At 63.6% G+C, this 18,707-nt stretch carries 16 protein-coding genes; 9 read left to right on the top strand and 7 right to left on the bottom strand.

Annotation, left to right across the window (positions count from 1 at the left end):
* Window positions 1–5: 5 nt before the first annotated feature.
* The 4 genes from G7Y52_RS03880 to topA form a co-directional block, all read right to left on the bottom strand.
* Window positions 6–1,124, bottom strand: a complete 1,119-nt coding sequence (locus G7Y52_RS03880; RefSeq protein ID WP_165066370.1) for an efflux RND transporter periplasmic adaptor subunit — start codon at window positions 1,122–1,124, stop codon at window positions 6–8.
* Window positions 1,125–1,373: 249 nt separating this feature from the next.
* The gene (locus G7Y52_RS03875) at window positions 1,374–1,991 is read right to left on the bottom strand and encodes a thioredoxin (RefSeq protein WP_165066367.1); all 618 of its coding nucleotides are present in this window, start codon (window positions 1,989–1,991) and stop codon (window positions 1,374–1,376) included.
* Window positions 1,992–2,435: 444 nt separating this feature from the next.
* Entirely contained in the window at window positions 2,436–3,587 is a 1,152-nt protein-coding gene (locus G7Y52_RS03870; protein ID WP_165066363.1) for an XdhC/CoxI family protein, read from the bottom strand.
* Window positions 3,580–5,820 carry a type I DNA topoisomerase gene (topA, locus tag G7Y52_RS03865; RefSeq protein ID WP_165066360.1) on the bottom strand — a complete coding sequence of 747 codons (2,241 nt, stop codon included), beginning with the start codon at window positions 5,818–5,820 and terminating at the stop codon, window positions 3,580–3,582. The genes G7Y52_RS03870 and topA overlap by 8 nt, the downstream gene beginning before the upstream one ends.
* 87 nt (window positions 5,821–5,907) lie before the next feature.
* Here topA and G7Y52_RS03860 point away from each other — a divergent pair, with 87 nt between their 5' ends.
* From G7Y52_RS03860 to G7Y52_RS03835, 7 genes are all read left to right on the top strand, one after another.
* On the top strand, window positions 5,908–6,798 hold the full coding sequence (locus G7Y52_RS03860; protein ID WP_165066357.1) for a hypothetical protein: 891 nt from the start codon (window positions 5,908–5,910) through the stop codon (window positions 6,796–6,798).
* 225 nt (window positions 6,799–7,023) lie between these two features.
* Window positions 7,024–7,668, top strand: coding sequence for a complement resistance protein TraT (gene traT, locus G7Y52_RS03855; protein WP_165066354.1), 645 nt, complete (start codon window positions 7,024–7,026; stop codon window positions 7,666–7,668).
* 449 nt (window positions 7,669–8,117) lie between these two features.
* Entirely contained in the window at window positions 8,118–9,260 is a 1,143-nt protein-coding gene (locus G7Y52_RS03850) for a hypothetical protein (RefSeq protein ID WP_165066351.1), read from the top strand.
* Window positions 9,261–9,280: 20 nt separating this feature from the next.
* Entirely contained in the window at window positions 9,281–10,930 is a 1,650-nt protein-coding gene (locus G7Y52_RS03845; protein ID WP_165066348.1) for a glycosyltransferase family 9 protein, read from the top strand.
* Window positions 10,931–11,000: 70 nt separating this feature from the next.
* Window positions 11,001–11,393, top strand: a complete 393-nt coding sequence (locus G7Y52_RS14855; protein WP_206215180.1) for a hypothetical protein — start codon at window positions 11,001–11,003, stop codon at window positions 11,391–11,393.
* The gene (locus tag G7Y52_RS03840) at window positions 11,380–11,985 is read left to right on the top strand and encodes a hypothetical protein (RefSeq protein WP_165066345.1); all 606 of its coding nucleotides are present in this window, start codon (window positions 11,380–11,382) and stop codon (window positions 11,983–11,985) included. The genes G7Y52_RS14855 and G7Y52_RS03840 overlap by 14 nt, the downstream gene beginning before the upstream one ends.
* Before the next feature lie 56 nt (window positions 11,986–12,041).
* Window positions 12,042–12,365 (top strand): hypothetical protein, encoded by a 324-nt coding sequence (locus G7Y52_RS03835; RefSeq protein WP_165066342.1) that lies wholly within the window; start codon window positions 12,042–12,044, stop codon window positions 12,363–12,365.
* Between the two features lie 189 nt (window positions 12,366–12,554).
* On the opposite strand, the gene thiE is transcribed toward G7Y52_RS03835, so the two are convergent.
* Both thiE and G7Y52_RS03825 read right to left on the bottom strand, forming a co-directional pair.
* A complete protein-coding gene (gene thiE / locus G7Y52_RS03830) occupies window positions 12,555–13,190 on the bottom strand; it encodes a thiamine phosphate synthase (RefSeq protein ID WP_165066339.1) in 636 nt (211 codons plus the stop codon).
* Window positions 13,191–13,303: 113 nt separating this feature from the next.
* The gene (locus tag G7Y52_RS03825; RefSeq protein WP_165066336.1) at window positions 13,304–14,293 is read right to left on the bottom strand and encodes a DUF362 domain-containing protein; all 990 of its coding nucleotides are present in this window, start codon (window positions 14,291–14,293) and stop codon (window positions 13,304–13,306) included.
* 355 nt (window positions 14,294–14,648) lie between these two features.
* Here G7Y52_RS03825 and G7Y52_RS03820 point away from each other — a divergent pair, with 355 nt between their 5' ends.
* A complete protein-coding gene (locus tag G7Y52_RS03820; protein WP_165066333.1) occupies window positions 14,649–17,243 on the top strand; it encodes a mechanosensitive ion channel domain-containing protein in 2,595 nt (864 codons plus the stop codon).
* A gap of 179 nt (window positions 17,244–17,422) precedes the next feature.
* Window positions 17,423–17,773 (top strand): cupin domain-containing protein, encoded by a 351-nt coding sequence (locus G7Y52_RS03815; RefSeq protein ID WP_165066330.1) that lies wholly within the window; start codon window positions 17,423–17,425, stop codon window positions 17,771–17,773.
* 137 nt (window positions 17,774–17,910) lie between these two features.
* Here the strand turns inward: G7Y52_RS03815 and G7Y52_RS03810 are convergent, their stop codons facing one another.
* On the bottom strand, window positions 17,911–18,399 hold the full coding sequence (locus G7Y52_RS03810) for an AsnC family transcriptional regulator (RefSeq protein ID WP_165066327.1): 489 nt from the start codon (window positions 18,397–18,399) through the stop codon (window positions 17,911–17,913).
* Window positions 18,400–18,707: the final 308 nt, after the last annotated feature.

Genomic DNA, 18,707 nt, shown 5'->3' with positions numbered 1-18,707 from the left:
TCAACCTACTTTTGCGCGGCAGGAGCCTGCGGCGGCTGCTGGGTTCCGGCTTTCTGCACGCGCACCACGGTTCCGGGCCGGGCCTTGACGATGCCCTCGCTGACGATGCGCTCGCCGCCCTTGAGGCCGGAAACCACCAGATACTTGTCGCCCACGGCCACGCTCAGATCGACCGGGACGGCATAGACCTTGTCTTCCTTGTCCAGAGCCATGACCATGGAGCCCTTCTGGGTCAGGATCACGCACTTCTGCGGGATCAGCACCGCATTTTTGAGGATGTCGCCTTCCATGTACAAACGCACGTACTGCCCGGGCATGATGTGCCCGTCGGCATTGTCGAAGACCGCGCGGGCCTGGATCACGCCCGTGGTGGGCTGGACCTGGCTGTCGATGAAGGTCACCTGGCCCTCGCCCTTGTACATGGTGCCGTCCAGAAGACGCAGTCTGGCCTTGTAGCGGTTGTGCTCCGGGAACTCCAGGCGACCGGCCTCTGCCAGTTGCTGCCGGGCCATGCGCTCGGGCGCGGCAATGGAAAAGTCGATGTACATGGGGTCCGTCTGGTTCACATAGGTCAGCAGCGAATTGTTGCCGACCAGGTTGCCGGGCGTGAAGTTTTCCTTGCTGCTGAAGCCGGAAACCGGAGCCGTCACCTCGGTATAGTCCAGATTGATTTTGGCTGTGCGCAATTCCGCCTTGGTGGTTTCATAGGCGGCCCGGGCGGCGTCGCGATCCTTCTGGGAAACCGCGTTCTTTTCATAAAGCGGGCGGATGCGCTTCCACTCGCGCTCGGCATTATTGAACTGGGCCTGGGCCTGCTGGACCTTGGCCTCGTACTGATCGCGCTCCAGTTGAAACAACAGTTGGCCTTTTCTGACGAAATCGCCTTCCTCATAGAGACGTTTCTCAATAATGGCCTCCACCCGGGAGCGCACTTCCACGGCGCGCGAGCCCGAGGCCTGGGCCTGGTATTCGGCCGGCCAGGGCGCGTCGGCCACCTTGACGTCAAAAACGGCCACCGGGGGCCGCATATCGGGCTGTTGGGCGTTTTTGTCATCGCCGCAGGCGGCGAGAGCCAGGCACAGCCCCAGCACAAGAGCAAAACAAATCGATATTCTCATGGTCATGAACTACTCCGTTGGGCGCAGGCGGAAAATCCGCCATTGAAAAGCCCACCCTGACTTGGGAGAGGCGGGCTCAAGCAACACTCTACAAAACACACTTCATGGCAAAAAGCAAGAAACGGGCCAAGGCGAACGCGATACGTTGCCAAGGCGAATCGCTTTGTATTTCAATATCTTAGCATACCGCATTCTGCATCTGTAACTCAGTAAAATAAAAGGATATTTTTTTCAAAAAAATTCTCCGCCCAGGCTCTACGCCCCGGGCGCTTCCAGGCGGGCCCGCACATGGCGCGCCTGCCTGCTGCCGATATTCAGGAATCCGCACCACCAGACAGCGTTTTTCAGCAATTGGAAGCGCTTGAAGCGCTGCCGCTCGTCGCCCGGGCGCAGCACGGTGATTTCCAGGGATTTCTCACTGCCGGTCTCGCTCAGAAAAATAATCCGCAGACCCATCCGCTGGATGGATTTGAGCGTATCCGGGGAAAAACGGCTCACGACTTTATTGGCAATCTCCGTGGCCTTGAGCGAGGTGGTCGGCTGCTCGGACGAGCAGGGCAGATCCTGCGGCCGGCCGTTGATCAGCAACTCCACCCGCGCGATGTTGGACAGATTGATCTTGCTGCGGTTAATCACTTTGGTCTGGCGCAAGACGCGATAATACAGCGCGCCGAATTCCTCGGAAGCGCCCATGATCACTGTGGTCTGGGCGTCGGGATAAAAGACGGCCATCGTGGCCGTCATCCGGGAAGCCTCGGCAATGTCGCTCTTTTCTTCGGCAATGCGCTGGAGATGCCGGGCGTTCCTGCTCTTGGTCTCCAGATAGATGAACAGCAAAACACTGACGATTACAGCGGCCACCGTGAGTTCCATGTCGCCTGCCTCCCCATAGTGAGGATATCCCGGCCAAAAACAAATATCAAGGTAGACTCTTCCGGGAAGGATTTACTTTTCTAGTGAAATTCCTTTCTCAACCATGTGAAAGTAAAATGAATTTTTTAAGAAAATCATCTCAAAAGTGAATCCCTTTCTTCCGGGGCCAGGGCTGACGCAGCTTATGTCCAGCCTGGCGGCGCACTGCCGAATCATTGCGGCCACCAGTAAAATACTGAAAGACGCCGCGCGCCGCGGCGCATTCCGCGAGGATCTTTATCCTGAGCCTGCGCATTCCCAGCCTGAGCGAACGCCGGGAGGATATCCGCGTCCTCGCTCAGGTCTTTCTCAAGAAATTCTGCGCCCAATACGGCAAAGCCCCGGGCAGGATCAGCCCGGGGCCATGAAACCAGAGCATTTTGCTCATGAAATGAGCGAAACGCTCTACTCCTCAAAACGCAGGCGATGCAAGGTCCCGGCCCGAGCGGCCAGCAATTCGGCCACCACGGCCACGGCGATCTGCTGCGGGCTTTCCGCGCCCACGGGCAGGCCGATGGGGCAGCGCACGGCTGCCAGCTCCGCGTCGGGCACGCCCTGCTCCCGCAGGGCCGCATAGACCTGCTCACGCTTGGCGCGGCTGCCGATCATGCCGATATAGGCGGCGTGGCTTGCCAGGGTCTGCGCGAGAACCTCGCGGTCAAAGCTGTGGCCGCGCGTGACAATGGCCACATAATGCCTGCGGCCGATGCCGCAGGCCTCCACCAGCCCTTCAAAGCCCGGCAGGGTCACACAGCGGCGGGCCATGGGAAAACGCGCGGGATCGGAAAATTCCGGCCTGTCGTCCACCACGTCCACCACAAAACCGCAGGCCCGGGCCAAAGCCGCCACCTCCAGCGAGACATGGCCGCCGCCACAGAGCAGGAGCACGGGCGGGGCGCTCAGGGGCTCCACATACATGGCCCGATCCCCGCCTGCGAGCAATCCGGGCTTATTGCCGAGCTTTTCCAGCAGCGGCGCCGCGGCCTCCAATCCCTGCCGCACAGCCGGGGAATCAGCCAAACCCGCAAATTCCCGGGGCAGACTCTCCAGATGCAGGCAGCGCCGGGGCAGGCTTTCGCGGCTGACATCCACAGTCCAGACGCCGCTGCCGCCTGCGCGCAAAACATGCGCGGCCAGGGCGAAGACCGCAGCCTGTTGCGGCATGAGCGCCTCGCAAAGCACTTCCATGCTGCCGCCGCAGATCATGTCGCTTTCCGGCGACAGGCCGGTGAGATCGCAGGAAACGCGGGCGGAAATGCCGGCCGCCAGGCTTTCCCGGGCCGCTTCCAGGGCCCGGGCCTCCAGAGCCCCGCCTCCGATGGTGCCTTCAAAACCGTCTTCCGTAAGCAGGGCGCGGGTTCCGGCGGCGCGCGGAGCCGAGCCCTGGCGCGAAATCACAGTCAGCAGCACGGCCTTGCGCCCGGCTTCGAGCAATGCCGCCACGCGCGCCTCAAAAAAATCCCCGCCCACGGCAGCGGACGGATCAGCCCGCGCATCCCGGGCTTGCGGGCTTTCCGGGCCCGCCAGCGGCGACTCTTCCTTATGGGGCTCAGGCATCGCCGTCCTCCTTCACATAGCCGCAGCCCTTGACCGGGCAGAGAATCCTGAGCCCGTCCCGGCTCTTTTTCTCCACCAGATAGGGCGAATCGCAACGCGGGCAGGGACCGGGCACGGGCTTGTCCCAGAGGGCGAAATCGCACTGCGGGTATTGATCGCAGGAATAGAAAAGCTTGCCGCGCCTGCTGCTCTTTTCCACCAGAGTGCCCTTGCCGCAGCGCGGGCAGGGCACGCCGGTGGAAAAAGGCGCGGCGTAATCGCAGGCCGGATAGCCCGTGCAGGCGATAAAGCGGCTGCCGGTGCGGGATTTTTTGATCACCAGATCTTTGCCGCAGCGCGGGCATTGGCCCACTTTTTCATACTGCGGCTTTTCGGAGGCCACGGCTTGCACCCGGCCGTCCTCGGTGCGCGCGAAATTACTGGTGTAGCGGCATTCCGGATAGCCGGAACAGGCCAGAAAGGCCCCTGCCTTGCCGAACTTGATCAGCAGCGGCTTGCCGCAGTCCGGGCAGGGCAGATCCGTGGGCATGCCGCCCTTCAGGCTCTGCATGTTTTTGGCCGCCGCGTCCAGCGTGGGATTAAAATCCGCGGCAAAGGCCCGCAGCAGGTTTACCCAGTTTTCGCTGCCCTCGGCCACCTTGTCCAGGCCTTCCTCCATCTGGGCCGTAAAGCCCACGTCCATGAGCCTGGCGAAATGCTCGGTGAGCTGGCGGCAGACCACCCGGCCCAGATCCGTGGGCACGAAATGGCGTTCCGCCAGATGCACATAATCGCGATCCTGCAAGGTGGAGATGATCGCCGCGTAGGTGGAAGGCCGCCCGATCCCAAGCTCTTCCAGCTCGCGCACCAGGCTTGCCTCGCTGTAGCGGGCCGGGGGCTGGGTGAATTTCTGTTCCTTTTCCAGCTTGTTCAGGGTCAGGGTCTGCCCGGCCTGGAGGGGCGGCAGTTCGGCGTCGGCCTCCTCCTTGCCGCGCGGCCAGGCCGCGAGAAAACCGGGAAAAAGCAGGCGCTCGCCCTTGGCCCGCCACTGGGTATGGGCGCAGGCGATGGTCGCCACAGTGTCGTGAAAGCGCGCCCCGGCCATCTGCGAAGCCACGAAGCGCGACCAGATCAGCCGGTAAAGATTGTACTGATCCGGCGGCAGATGCGGCCTGACCATCTCCGGCGTGATGCTCACATCCACGGGGCGCACGGCTTCATGCGCGTCCTGGGCTCCGCCCTTGGCCTTGTAGATCCGGGCCTTTTTGGGCAGATACTCCTGGCCGAACGTGTCACTGATAAAGTCCCGGGCCGCCTTGCGCGCCTCATCGGCAATACGCGTGGAGTCGGTGCGCATATAGGTGATCAGCGCGGTCAGCCCCTTGTCGCCCAGTTCCACGCCCTCGTAAAGGCGTTGCGCGATGTTCATGGTGCGCTTGGCCGTGTAGGAAAGGCGCTGATTGGCCGCCTGCTGCAAGGTGGAGGTGATGAAAGGCGGCTGGGGAGCCCGTTCGCGCTCTTTTTCCTCAACACTTTCCACCACGAACGGCTTGCCCCTGATGGCGGCTTCCAGCGCGTCCGCAGCTTCGCGGTTGGCAATGGCCGCCTTTTTGCCGTTGATTCTGGCCAGATCCGCCTTGAAAGGCGGCGGCGCGGCGGCGGAAAGCAGGGCTTTGAACAGCCAGTATTCCTCGGGTTTGAAGGCCTCGCGCTCGGCCTCGCGATCCACGATCAGGCGCAAGGCCACGGACTGCACCCGCCCGGCGGAAATGCCGCGTTTGATGGTTTTCCAGAGCAGGGGCGAAATCTTGTAGCCCACCAGCCGATCCAGCACGCGCCGGGCCTGTTGGGCGTCAAAAAGAGCGGCGTTCAGTTCGCGCGGATGTTCCAGAGCCTCCCTGACGGCCCTGGAGGTGATCTCGTTGAATTGGATGCGCTTGATGTTTTTGGCTTTGTCGCGAATCAGCTCGGCCACATGCCAGGCAATGGCTTCCCCCTCGCGATCCGGGTCCGGCGCGAGAAAGACCGTATCGGCCCTGGCCGCTGCCGCTCGCAACTCGTTGACCACATGCTTTTTGTTTTCAATGACTTCATAATGGGGAGCGAAGTCGTTGGCCTCGTCCACGCCCAGGCTGCTGGAGGGCAGATCGCGCACATGGCCCACACTGGCCTGCACCACATACTGCGGCCCCAGAAATTTTTTAATGGTCTTTACCTTGGCCGGGGATTCCACGATAATCAACTGCTTGCCCATGCATTGTCCTCAACGGTAATGGCTGACGCGGCGCGGCCCGTGTGGCCGCGCCAGCGCAGACAGTGTAGGGGCAAGATACGACAAAACATGCCCGCGTCAAGTGCGCCGGGCAGCGTGGCCCCGCCCCTGATGGCGCGGCACGCAGCAAATCGCAGGCCGGGGGCCGCCGCAGCGCAAGCCGCAGGGCGTCTGGACAGCCCCGCTCTTCTGCGTTACGGAAACGATACGGTCGTGTTGGACGCCAGCCTTTCCCGCGACCGCGGAGAAAAAATGCGCGTGCGTCAGATGTCCTCTCCTTTTCCGGCCTTGCTCTGCCTGTTGCTCTTCTGCGTCCTGGCGGGCGCTTGCGCCGGCCACCGGGACGCGGTTCCGGCTTCCGGCCAGGGGGCCGGGTCGGAGCCTTTGCCTCAGGCCCCCTCGGAGCCTTTGCCGCAAACGCCTGCCAGACCGGGCCAGAGCCTGCATGTCTCGGTCAGCGGCGGGGACGCGAATCTGAATGCCGATCTGCAATCCATGCTCACGGCCTATCTGCAGAGCGAGCGAGGCCTGAGCCCCACCGAGGAGGCCAGGCAGGCCGACATCCTGGTGCGGGTACGCATTGAAGACATTTACCCCCTGGGTTCCAAAAACGCACCGATCAGCGCGGGCAAGGCTCTGGGCGGCGCGGCCACCGGCGCCATGCTCGGCATGCTGCTGGGCAGCGCCGTGGACGTCAACGGCCGCAGCGGCGCGGGCTGGGGCGCGGGCGGCGGCGCGTTGCTCGGCCTGGGCGTAAGCCTTTTGGACAGCTACGGCAAAAGCAAGGTCTGGGGCCTGCGGGCCCGGGTGGGCATCAGCCGCGACGGCCGCGAGCCCACTGACGCCGAGCTGCGCCGGGTGACGGTCAGCGCCGAAGGCGCGGACATGGAGCGGGAAGACAGCCTGCCTGCCCTGGAGGACAAGCTGAGCCTCGAAATTCTCAATGCGCTGCATCCTTAGAGCATAGCGCTTTTGAAACGCTCGCTCCGGCGCTTCACGGCGCAAGGAAATTTCGCCTGCGCGTGCGGGCCTTTGCGCAGCTTCGCTTCAGCCCGTGCGGGCGTTCTTTTTCGCAAAAGTTCCCGCGACGGCAGCCTTTGAGACGTATTTTGACTGCCCCCGGCCGTTGCGATACGATGCACTGCCGCCAGACGCGGCGCGGCGTCTGGAAAAAGAAGGAGGCGTATGCCCAAACTGCGATTTTTTCTCTTCCTGCTTCTGAGCCTGTGCCTGCTCTGCGCCTGCATCCGCCGGGGCGAGGGAGACGCCTCCCAGGTGGAGGTGCTGCGTTGCGGCGAACTGAGCAGCGCAGGCGGCGACGAGGATATTGCCGATGTGGTGTATATAAACGTGCGCGACAAAAGCAACCGGGTCCCGGGCCTGCGATCCCGGGTCGAAGCCTGTGTGAGCGGCAAGGGCTTTACCGTTACCGGCAACCCCAGCCAGGCGGGCCATATCATCCAGATCACCGTGCTGGACGCGGGCCCGGTGGACCCGGACAGCCTGCGCGGCGTGGTGGATGCCGGATATGACGCGCCCTCGCGGCTTTCCGGCACAGGCGGCACGGCCCTGCTGACCGACGTTTTGCTTGTGCGGCGGCGCGTGCCCAATGCCCGCCGGGCGCACAAGGCCAACCTGAAAAATATCTCCCGCCGCAATGCCGTGGCCAGCAGCCACATGCGGCTGGCCTTGCTGGTACGCCACGAGATCAAGCTCAACGGCGAACTGCCTGAGTATTTTACGGAAGTTCTGGCCCGCGAGCTGGGCGCGGCGCTCAAAATCGCGGGCCGCGACGCCGTGCCCCCGCCCGGCCCCGTCCCGGCGCGCTGACCCGCCTCCGCCAAAATCCTTTTTTCGGCTGTCCTGCTGCGCAAAAGGGCAGCCGCTTTTTATGGCCCTGCTTCCAGCAGAGTGGGCAGTCGGATCGCAACGCGGGTTCAGCTTCAGCCGCGTCCTCAGAAACCAGGCAGAAAGCCCAGGCCGGCGCGAGCCTTCTCACAAGCGGCCTGCCCCAGCCCCCGGCCCGTCGAAAAAACGGCGCGGCCTGCCTCACCAGGCCCGCAATGCGGCTGGGGCCGCGCATTGGCACTGTCCTTGCTACTCTTGCGCTGTGCGGCAGGATTTGAGCGGAGGCCCGCAGTGACGCCTCGCCCGGCTGCCACGGGCTGGAAAGCCTTGCGCTTCACCGACAGGCGCGCATTGGAGCCCGGGTCTTTTGGGCATCCGGGCGGCAATGGGCCCGCACGTTCCGCTCCCGCAATCCGCCACAGGAGGAACGCATGTCACATTCCACCTTGTTGATCAGGCCCCCGGCCGACCAGCATGTTAATCCGGCCGCGGCCGCGCCGCGCCGCGCTGCCGGGGCCGCCAATGCGTCTTCGCCCTTTGCCGCGCTGATGGCCGGGCAGGAGGAAAGCGCGGCGGGGCAAAAGCTCCCTGCCACGGCCCAGCGGCCGCAGGAGGCCGTCAATACCCTGCAATTGCGCAATCCCGTGCTGGCCGGGCGTTCGCCCAGCGATCTGGCGCGCGCCCAGGTCTTTTCCAAAGCCCAGTCGGATCTGCGTCGCACGCAGGCTCTGGACGGCCTGATGCAAAATCTTTCCGGCGGCGATTCCCCCCTGGATCTGGCCCGCAACCTGGGCACGGCCCGGCATTTGCGTTCCTTGACGCGCAACCTTGACGCGCGCCTGGGCGGGCTGAGCGTGGGCGATTTCATTCATACCCGGCCCCGCAAAACCGCAGCGCCGAACAGGGCGCGCGCCACACGCGGCGTACAGGCGGACAGTCCCGGTCTGGGGCAGCTTTCCGCCCGCTTTGAGTCCGGCGGGGACGGGGTCGCGGCCGTGGGCTACGATCGCAACGGCGGCACATCCTACGGCAAGTATCAAATCGCCTCGCGCGTGGGCAGCATGAAAAACTTTCTGGAATTTCTGGACGGCGCGGCCCCCGATCTTTCGCAGCGCCTGCGCAGGAGCGGCCCGGCCAATACGGGCAGCCGCCGGGGCGGCATGCCCGACACCTGGCGGGCCATTGCCCGCGAGCAGCCCGAGCGTTTTGAGGCCCTGCAGGAAGCCTTTATCCGCGAGAGCCATTATAAGCCCGCGCTGGAAGCCATCGTGGAGCGCACGGGCCTTGAGGCCGACAAACTCTCGCCCGCCATGCGCGAAGTGATCTGGAGCACGGCCGTGCAGCACGGCCCGGCAGGCGCTGCCCGGATTTTCGACAGGGCCGACAGGATGAGCGGCAAGCCCACGGACCCGGCCTATGAGCGCAAACTGATCAGTCATGTGTATGCCCTGCGCGCCGGGCAATTCGGCTCGTCCAGCAGGGAGGTGCAGGCCGCGGTGAGCAATCGCTTCAAACAGGAGAAGATGCTGGCCCTGAACATGCTGGACGGCGGCAGCCGCACAGCTCTGGCCTGAGCGGCGCGAGGCATCCCGGCATGAGCGTGGACACCCTGATCGTCAACCTGACCCGCTTCGGCGATTTGCTGCAATGCCAGCCCCTGATCCACGATCTGCACAGCAGCGGCCATACGGTGGGTCTGGTCTGCCTGGACAATTTTGCCGCCGCTCTGCCCCTGCTGCGCCATCTGGACGCGGCCTGGCCCCTGCCCGGCGCCGGGCTTATGGCGGATTTGGACAAATGCTGGCAAAAGGCCGCGGCCCGGCTGCTCGACTTTGCCCGAAGCATCCGCGAGCAGGCCGCGCCCCGGCGCGTGGTCAATCTTACGCCGACCCTGCCGGGCAGGCTGCTGACCAGGCTTTTGGCTCCGTCGCCGGACGCTGTGCTGGGTTTCGGCATGGATGCGCACGGTTTCGGCTTCAGCGGCGGCATCTGGGCCGCTTTTTTGAACGGCGCCACATTGCAGCGCCTGAACGCGCCCTTCAATCTGGCGGACATGTTCCGCATGGTGGGCGCACCCGCTCCCGGTTCCAAGACCGGCGCGGGCACATGCGCGCTCCAGCGCCCCGCAGGCGAGTCCCTGGCCTTTGCCGATACCCTTCTGGCGCGGCCGCTCAGGCTGCCCGCAAGCCCCGGCGCCCGCATCGCGGGCTTTGTGGGCCTGCAACTGGGGGCCAGCGAAGCCCGGCGGCAATGGCCCACAAGTTCTTTTGCCGCCTTGGGCGACCGGCTCTGGCAAGAGCAGGCCCTCTGCCCGGTACTGCTGGGCGCGGCCGCCGAGAGCCCGCTGGCCCGGGATTACGCGGCCCGGGCTCAAGGCCCCTTTGTGGACGCCGTGGGCAAGACCGATATCCCGCAGTTGGCGGCCCTGCTCAGCCGCCTGCGCCTGCTGGTCACCAATGACACCGGCACCATGCATCTGGCCGCGGGTCTGGGGCTGCCCTGCCTGGCCTTTTTTCTGGCAACGGCCCAACCCTGGGACACCGGCCCCTATCTGCCCGGCTGCTGCTGCCTTGAACCGGCCCTGCCCTGCCATCCCTGCCCGTACAACAGCGCCTGCCCGCACGAGCAACGCTGTCTGGAACAGATCAGCCCGCAAAACGCCGGGGATCTGGCCTTGGGCTATCTGACCCAAGGGAACTGGCAGGCCGGCCTGACCCCCGAGATCTGCCGGAAAGTCCGCGTCTGGGTGACGGAGACGGATGCGCAATGCTTTGCCCGCGTGCGCAGTCTTTCCGGCCATGAGCAGGAAGACCGCAGCCTCTGGCTCGGCCAGCAACGCCTGTTCTGGCGTCAGATCCTTGACAGCCTGGAAACCGCACAAGCGCGGCCCGGAGAAGCGTCCGAGCCTCTCAGCGCCCGCATGCCTGTTGCCTCCGACGCTTTGCCCTATTCCGCGGCATTCAGGGAAACAGTGGCTCCTGTATTGTCCCAGGCCGCGCAACTGCTTGATCTGCTGGCCGAGCAGGGGCGGCTCACCGGCAGAAGCGCCCGGGCCGGGCAGCTTTTTCTGCGCAATTGCGAGCGGCTCCAGAGCCTTCTGGACGCCTGCCCGCCGCTGTCCTCCCTGGGGCATTTCTGGCGCGTGCTGTGCATGGAGCGCGGCGGGCGTCTGGACGAGCTGCTGACTCTGGTGACGCGCCTTTCCGGCCATGTGCGACGCTGGGCCGCGGCTGTGGCGGTCTAGAGCAGATTACCTTTGACTTTTTATGAAAGTCAAAGATGGCATTCAGGCGAAAAACGCGGTTTTCGCCTGAATGTACGCCGCGTTGCGGCGGCTGCCGCTTTCGCGTCAGCAGAGCATTTTCAAAGTGAAAAACATTCAAGTCGCCGGGCTTGTGGTTGAGGCCCGCTCAGTTCTTTTGCCCGCCGGGCATACGGCTGTGACAGGCCCGGCCCCGCGCTGCGCCCTCTCTTGCCCTGCCGGAAACGGCAACACGGCTGAACAAAAAAACATTGCGCCCTGCCTTCTCTTTTCTCTGCCGTCCCACCATGCCCTTTCCACCGCGGGAGCGGCGGATCTCCAGCATCCATGCCTGATGACGACAGATTTTCTTTATTGGCACATGGTTTGCATAACCATTGTCACGCAACGTATCGGCAAATACTTCCCCGTGGGGAGCAAGGAGGGTTTTTATGATTATTGTTGACGGTTGCAAAAGCGGCAAAGAGATTTCCAACTTCGCCAATCTGGAAGAAATGCTGACCAACCTGATGGACGATGAAAAGATGGAAAACCGGGTGGTGACCGATGTTTTCGTGAATAATGAAAGCTTTTCGGAAATCTACCCGCACCAGGCCGAAGACATTGCCTGCGATTCGATCACCTCGGTGGAAGTGCGTTCGCGGCCTGCCAGCGAGCTGGCTGTGGATATCGCCGCCGAAATGAACAAAGTGGCCCGAATGATGGGGCACGGCGCGCGGCATGTGGCGCGCCTGTTCCGTGAAGCTTCGGACACGGACGCCCTGGAACTGTTCCAGGATCTGCTGGACGTGACCCGTGATTTCATGAGCATGCTCGGCGTGCTGCGTGAGCGTTATTTCAGCGGCGACGATCAGGCCTTTGCTCAGAAAGTGGAAAAGCTTTCCGCGCTGCTTTCCGAAATGAGCGAGGTGCTGGGAAACGAAGACTGGATTTTGCTTGCCGATCTGCTGGAATACGAATTCCTGCCGCTTTGCGAGACATGGCGGGTCGTCAGCGAGGATCTGCATCGGCAGATGGCAAAGAGCGTCGCCCAATAGAGCGGTTTAGCTAATTTCATTAGCAAATCGCTCTGGGACGGCATAAAGGAGTGCTCATGGGCCAGGGAGTGTGCTTGTTGGATCAGGCTCTGAATCTTGCCCGTCAGGAAATGGCGGCCTTGGAAGACGGAGCCTACGAGAGGGCCGTCGCGTTGGCGGAACAGCGCAACGAAGTCACCAGCATGGCGTGGCATGTGCTGGAATCCGGCTGCGCCGACCAGTACCGCAACCGCCTTATTGAACTCACGCAACTGCAGGAACATCTGACGGCCACAGCCGCCAAAGCCCGGGAGGTCGTCCGCGCAAGCCTGCAACGCTCGCGCCAGGAAAAGCAGCGGCTGCGGGGCTACCATCAGGCAGTGGGGCAGGCGCTGCAATGATCGCGGCCTGACAGGGCGAAGCCATGCCCGCCAACGGCTGACGCGCGTGGCGGGCATGGCTTCGCCCTGTCAGAGCGTTCAGAGCATTTTCTCTTTGAAAATGCTCTGCTGACGCGAAAGCGGCAGCCGCCGCAACGCGGCGTACATTCAGGCGAAAACCGCGTTTTTCGCCTGCCGCGTCGGGCGCGCTCACGCGCGCATGGCCCGGCGCACGGTCGCCACTCTTTCCCGAATATCCGGCGCGCCCACCAGCTCCGAGACCAGAGCGCAGCATTGCGCGCCGTGGCGCACAACCTCGCCGATGTTCTGCGCCTTGATCCCGCCGATGGCCACAAAAGGCACGCTGATATTCGCCGCCACCCAATCCAGATAGCCGAAGCCCACGGGGTCCACCACGTCTTCCTTGGTCTGCGTGGCGAAGATCGGCCCCACGCCGATGTAATCCGCGCCCGCGGCCACTGCGGCCCGGGCCTGATCCGGCGTATGCGTGGACAGGCCGATGATCATTTTCGGCCCCACCAGCCGCCGCACTTCGGGCAGGGGCAGATCCTCCTGGCCGATATGCACGCCGTCGGCCTCCACCAGCATGGCGATGTCGATGTGATCATTGACGATAAAGCAGGCTCCGGCCTCACGGGTCAGGCGGCGGAGCAGGCGGCACTCCTCAAGCATTTGCCCGGCTTTGAGCTTTTTCTCGCGATATTGCAGGATGCGCACTCCGGCGTCCAGCAGGGCCTGGGCCACATCTGCCAGCGGTCGGCCCAGGGAAAGGCGCGCGTCGGTAAGGGCGTACAAATCTGTCTGGCCGGGCAGAATCACAGGCATGGCAATCTCCTTTACAAAACAAGATCGGGATGTTCCTGAAAAAGCGGCAGGCCGCGCTGTGGCCGGTCCCGCCGGGCGCGGCGTTGCAAAGGCGCGTTGCGCCCGTCCGGGCTTCACCCTTTGGAGCGCGCTCCGGCAAGCCGGGCCCAGATGCGGCGCGCGCAACTTTTGACACAGCGCGCCGGGTGAAAGGAGGTATGCGCGAGCTCGCCGGGCAGCTCAAAGCCCCGCGCGTCAAAGCCCCCAGGCTGGAGCAGAGGATAGACGACGGCGCTTCCCGCGGCTGCGCTGCCCGCGGCTGCGCGCCGCTCCAAGGCCGCGCCCAGCGGCGTGGCGCCGAACTCCAGGCCCAGCACGGCGCACAGGGCCCGATCCAGAGCCACAGCCGAGGCGCTCGCGCCCATCAGCCGCAGCGCAAACGGCCTGCCCCGGCTGGGCCCGGTGACGTGCATGGCCCTCACGCCGTCGGCCAGACCGGCCACGGGCGGCAGAGCCGCCCAGAGCGCCGCCAGACAATCCGCGAAATAACCCGGCTGCCGCCCCTCGCGCGCATGGATCAGGGCCTTGCGCAGACCGCTGACGCAGCCGAAGAGATTCTTCACGGCCAGGGTGACAAGCATCTGGCCATGAGCCTTGACCCGGGGCACGGACAAAATCAGATCGCATTCCAGGGCCTGCCGCGCAACCTTGAAGCAGGCTCCCGTGTCGAGCCGCAAGGGCACAGGCCTGTCCAGAGAGCCGACCGCAAGCCCCAGGGCCTTGAGCTCCTGCGCCAGGCCCACGGCACGGGCCACGGAGGCCGCCGATCCGAAGCCGGGGGAATCGGCCACCTGCACGCGCGCGCCCTGATCCAGCAGCCAGGCGCAGGCCGCCGCGACCACGCGCGGATCAGTGCAGGCCAGGGTCTGGGCCGTGACCAGATTGGGCTTGACCAGCACCCGCGCGCCCGCACTGACGCGCACCTCCCCGGCTTCCAGAGCCTGGGCCGCAATGCGGGCCAGATCTGGCGCGGCATAGCCCGGGCAATGCAGCAGCGCCACGGGAATCACTGCATCGCCGGCTTTGAGCCCGGACGGGCCGGTGGGGGAAGTGACGTCTTCCATGCCGGAAGTATGACGCCATGCGTCTGCCTTGTAAAGATCGCCGCGCGCCACGGCTTTTCAATATCCGCCTCTTGGCGTATCTATAAAGGCCGGGGCCGTTGCACAAAGGTTGCACTGCAACATATCGCGGCGCGCATCTCTGGTGCATATTGCTTTTGAAACGCTCGCTCCGGCGCGTAACGGCGAAAGTACATTGCGCCTGCGCCTGCGCGGTCCACGGTTCTTGCGCTGTTGCACGCAAGCGTTTTGCCGGGCGCGGCAATGTGAGCTTGCGGCATGCTGTGCCGGCTCCCGTTGCGCGACCGCGCTCCGAAATTCTTTCATCCGCGCGTCTTGTGCGGTCTTTGAGGATACTATGCGCCAGTTTGCTTTTCTCTTGCTTTTGGTATGGGGCCTGACGGTCCTGCCGCTTCTTTCCCAGGCCGCCAGCCGCGCTTCCGACCCGGCCGCTGCTGCCGATCCCCCTGCCGCGGCCGCCGCGGCACAGGGCGGGGAAAAAGCAGCCGACGCGGCGCAGGCCGAAACCCAGGCTGCGGCACAGCCCGCCGCGCCGGAGCATGATCCCTGGGAGCAAGTCTGGGCCGGGCAACGCAGCATGCTCACCGAGATCGATGAGACCGCCGCAAAAATGAGCGAGAACTTCAACAGCCAGGCGACCCAGCTCACGAAAAAAGTTCAGCCGTATGAGGAGGAAGCCCGCCGCCTGCTGGTGCTGGCCAATACCTTCAAAAACTGGCCCAACCCCATGGAGGCCGTGAGCCGCCGGATCACGGTCGCCACCCTGAAGGTGCGGCAGATGCTGGAGCCGGTCCTGCTGGCCCGTTCCGAAGCCCAGGCGCTGCTGGAGCGCGTAAGCTATCTGGGCGACAGCCTGCCGGGCGATCTGCACGACGGGCGGGTGAGCAAGGAGATGCAGAGCTATGCCCGGGACATTGCCCAGGCCCGCCTGCGGCTCACAGCCGTGCTGGCCCAGTATAATTCGGCGCTGGCGCCTTCTCTGGCCCTGCTCACAAAGCTGGAGCAGGTCCAGAAGGAGATCGGCGCCAGGTTGCCGCTGCTCTGGAAAGACTATTACCTGCAAAGCCCGGTGCCCTGGCTGAGCGCCACGGTCTGGTCGGATTTCGGCCAGCAGATGAGCTATTCGCTGCAGGGCATGACCTTGCGCCTGCCCGTGGAAATGCCGGCGAGCGCGGAGCAGTGGGGCACGGCCGTGCTGCGCTTTCTGCTCGGGCTCTTTTTTGTCGGTCTGCTCGTCCTTATGCTCTACCGGCGTTGGATCAGCAAGGATTCCAGCCCCATAAAACGCCATATCTTCCGCGTCAGCCTGCCCTGGCTCTGCCTGGGCCTGGCCCTGCTGGGCAGCTCCGTGTCCGCCACGGGCGAGTTTTACCGTCTTTTTCTGGCGCTGGGCAATTTGAGCATTATCGCGGGGCAGGTTTTTCTGGCCTGGGATCTGCGCCTGCTCAAGTATCCCGAAGTGGGCCGCGTCCGCGCGCCGTTCTGGCGGCTCATGCCGCTTACCTTCTGCGCCTATGCCCTGCTCTACCTGCCCCTGATCAAACCCCTGGTGCTGCTGATCTGGCTGGGCCTGGTCATTGTCGCCCTGCTGCGCGCGCGCCGCCGCAAAAAGGAGAGTTTCGGCCCTCTGCAACTGGAGTCCGCCGTCCTGGACAGCGACACGATCATCCTCTGGATCTGTCTGGTGCTGGCACTGCTGGGCCTGCATATCTACAGCATGATTCTTTACCTGCTCTTTGTCTCCTGCTCCCTGGCTCTTGAGCTCTGTCTGGGCGGCATGGCCCTGATCGGCAACATCAACGAGCACCTGCCCAGGGAAGGAGCGCGCGCGGCAGTCTCGCATCTGCTGGTGGCCCTTGCCGCGCCTGTGGTGCTGGTGGTGGCTGTGGTGGGCGTCTCCCTTTGGGTGGGAACCCTGCCCGGCGGCATGTACCTGCTGGGCCATTATGTGCTTGAAGGCGTCAATGTGGGCGCTACCCGCTTCAATATCATTCAGGTATTGCTGATCATCAGCGTTTTTTACCTTGCGCGCACGGCCGTGGCCATGGGCACGCGCTTTCTGGCCGGGCTGCCCAGGCAGGGCCTGCAAATCGACGCCACGCTGATACCGCCCATGCAAACGGCCTTCACCTATGCGGTGTGGGCCATTTTCGGCCTGTTCGCGCTGCGGGCTCTGGGCATGGAACTGAGCAATCTGGCCATTGTGGCCGGCGGCCTTTCCGTGGGCATCGGCTTCGGCATGCAGACCATCGTCAACAACTTTCTTTCCGGCCTGATCCTGATTTTCAGCCGCACGCTACAGGCCGGAGACGTGGTGGAAGTGGGCCCGATCACCGGCAAGGTGCGCAAAATCAGCGTGCGCGCCACCACGGTCGAAACCTTTGACAACGCCCTCATTTATGTGCCCAATTCCGAATTTGTGTCCAACCGCCTGATCAACTGGACGCGCAACAGCCGCACGGTGCGGCGCGACATTGTGGTGGGCGTGGCCTACGGCTCCAACACGGCCCTGGTCATGAAGCTGATGCTCGCCATTGCCAACGCGCACGAGAATGTGCTCAAATACCCCACGCCGTCAGTGACGTTTGACGATTTCGCGGCCAGCAGCCTGAACTTCACCTTGCGCTTCTGGGTGCGTGATTATGACGTGGGCCTCTCCACGACCTCGGAAATCCGCCTGGAAATCGACAGGCAGTTCAGGGAGCACAAGATTGAAGTGGCTTTCCCGCAACTGGACGTGCATGTCAGGGAGATGCCCCGGCCTGGCCGCCCTGCCAGGGTCGCGCCCGAGCGCCGCGCCGGGGGCAGACGCCCGCCGCGCAGGCCCATGCGCCGCAAAACCGCGGACGCCCCCGCCGGAAAAAGCGCTGATCCGGACAGGCGGAGCGCGGCCGGGGAGGCGGCAGAAAAGGAGATGTCGCAGACCGCGTAGGGCATTTTTTGCGGCAGGGCGGAGCAGATCCGGCCTGGAGCGCGTCCAGAGCAGATTACCTTTGACTTTTTATGAAAGTCAAAGGTGGCATTCAGGCGAAAAACGCGGTTTTCGCCTGAATGTACGCCGCGTTGCGGCGTGAAAATGCTCCAGGCCCTGACACAACAAAGGAGAAAGAGATGATCCGTCGCGCAGATCAACGGGAAAAACTGGATAAAACCATGTTCGGCGGGCCGGGCATGGCCCATTTCACCAAGCTCCTGAACGCGGATGAGCTTGAGAATCACGGGCGCTTGTACAATCATCTGCTGCTGCGGCCCGGCGACGCGGTGGGCAGGCACCGCCACAACGGCGACTTTGAGGTTTTTTTCATTCTCAAAGGCCAGGGCCTGTACGACGACAATGGCTCTCAAACCACGGTCAGGGCCGGAGACGTGACCGTGTGCCGTGACGGCGAAGAACATGCCCTGCTCAATGACGGGCCGGACGATCTGGAGCTGATTGCCCTGGTTCTTTTTTCCGAAAAGTAAACGCAGGGCGCGCAAAAGGGCCTGGCGAAGCTGTCGACATGTGCGCCCGCTGCGGGCACGGCTTCGCCCTGCCCGTTGCCCCCGGGAGCATTGCCGGCGCTTTGGCGCCGGCAGGACAGTTTCACAGTGAAACTGCTCTACTCTTCTTCCTGCATACGGAAGTCCACGCGGATTTTAAAGAATTTTGTGGCGGGCAGGTCAAGAATGACTATGCCGGTGCGCGCGCTGATCTGGTCCAGAATTTTCCGCGCCTGCTCGCGCGAGGGGCTGATCAGCGTAAACCAGACATTGTAGCTGTGATCGCGCAAATAGTTGTGCGTCACGCCCGGCTGGGCGTTGACCTCGCTGATGAATGTTTCCAGCTTTGCATCAGGCACTTTGGCGGCGCAGAGCGTGGACACGAAGCCCAGTTTGGCAGACTGGAAATTGGCCCCCAGGCGGCGGATGATTTTTTTGACGCGCAAGGCCCGCACGCGTTCCAGGGCCTGCTCCTCGGAAATGCCCAGGCGCTGCCCCAGTACCGCGTACGGGCGCGGATCAAGAGGAAAGTCCGTCTGAATAATGTCCAGCAATTGCCTGTCCAGGCTGTCCAACCGGCCCGGCGCGGCGGGAGGGTGCTCTTGCATTCTGCGATCCTGCGTTGCTGTTGTTGCGTTCTTGCCGATCCTAGAGCAGATTACCTTTGACTTTTTATGAAAGTCAAAGGTGGCATTCAGGCGAAAAACACGGTTTTCGCCTGAATGTACGCCGCGTTGCGGCGGCTGCCGCTTTCGCGTCAGCAGAGCATTTTCAAAGAGAAAATGCTCTAGAGCAGATTACCTTTGACTTTTTATGAAAGTCAAAGGTGGCATTCAGGCGAAAAACGCGGTTTTCGCCTGAATGTACGCCGCGTTGCGGCGGCTGCCGCTTTCGCGTCAGCAGAGCATTTTCAAAG

The sequence above is a fragment of the Desulfovibrio sp. ZJ200 genome (genome assembly GCF_011039095.1).
GTDB lineage: Bacteria > Desulfobacterota > Desulfovibrionia > Desulfovibrionales > Desulfovibrionaceae > Desulfovibrio.
This window is presented reverse-complemented; position numbering and strand designations above follow the sequence as displayed.

Bases quoted from the DNA above. Each gene is read 5' to 3' on its own strand.
- G7Y52_RS03880 (WP_165066370.1), bottom strand. From the start codon at position 1,124: ATGACCATGAGAATATCGATTTGTTTTGCTCTTGTGCTGGGGCTGTGC.
- G7Y52_RS03875 (WP_165066367.1), bottom strand. From the start codon at position 1,991: ATGGAACTCACGGTGGCCGCTGTAATCGTCAGTGTTTTGCTGTTCATC.
- G7Y52_RS03870 (WP_165066363.1), bottom strand. From the start codon at position 3,587: ATGCCTGAGCCCCATAAGGAAGAGTCGCCGCTGGCGGGCCCGGAAAGC.
- topA (WP_165066360.1), bottom strand. From the start codon at position 5,820: ATGGGCAAGCAGTTGATTATCGTGGAATCCCCGGCCAAGGTAAAGACC.
- G7Y52_RS03860 (WP_165066357.1), top strand. From the start codon at position 5,908: ATGCCCGCGTCAAGTGCGCCGGGCAGCGTGGCCCCGCCCCTGATGGCG.
- traT (WP_165066354.1), top strand. From the start codon at position 7,024: ATGCCCAAACTGCGATTTTTTCTCTTCCTGCTTCTGAGCCTGTGCCTG.
- G7Y52_RS03850 (WP_165066351.1), top strand. From the start codon at position 8,118: ATGTCACATTCCACCTTGTTGATCAGGCCCCCGGCCGACCAGCATGTT.
- G7Y52_RS03845 (WP_165066348.1), top strand. From the start codon at position 9,281: ATGAGCGTGGACACCCTGATCGTCAACCTGACCCGCTTCGGCGATTTG.
- G7Y52_RS14855 (WP_206215180.1), top strand. From the start codon at position 11,001: ATGTACGCCGCGTTGCGGCGGCTGCCGCTTTCGCGTCAGCAGAGCATT.
- G7Y52_RS03840 (WP_165066345.1), top strand. From the start codon at position 11,380: ATGATTATTGTTGACGGTTGCAAAAGCGGCAAAGAGATTTCCAACTTC.
- G7Y52_RS03835 (WP_165066342.1), top strand. From the start codon at position 12,042: ATGGGCCAGGGAGTGTGCTTGTTGGATCAGGCTCTGAATCTTGCCCGT.
- thiE (WP_165066339.1), bottom strand. From the start codon at position 13,190: ATGCCTGTGATTCTGCCCGGCCAGACAGATTTGTACGCCCTTACCGAC.
- G7Y52_RS03825 (WP_165066336.1), bottom strand. From the start codon at position 14,293: ATGGAAGACGTCACTTCCCCCACCGGCCCGTCCGGGCTCAAAGCCGGC.
- G7Y52_RS03820 (WP_165066333.1), top strand. From the start codon at position 14,649: ATGCGCCAGTTTGCTTTTCTCTTGCTTTTGGTATGGGGCCTGACGGTC.
- G7Y52_RS03815 (WP_165066330.1), top strand. From the start codon at position 17,423: ATGATCCGTCGCGCAGATCAACGGGAAAAACTGGATAAAACCATGTTC.
- G7Y52_RS03810 (WP_165066327.1), bottom strand. From the start codon at position 18,399: ATGCAAGAGCACCCTCCCGCCGCGCCGGGCCGGTTGGACAGCCTGGAC.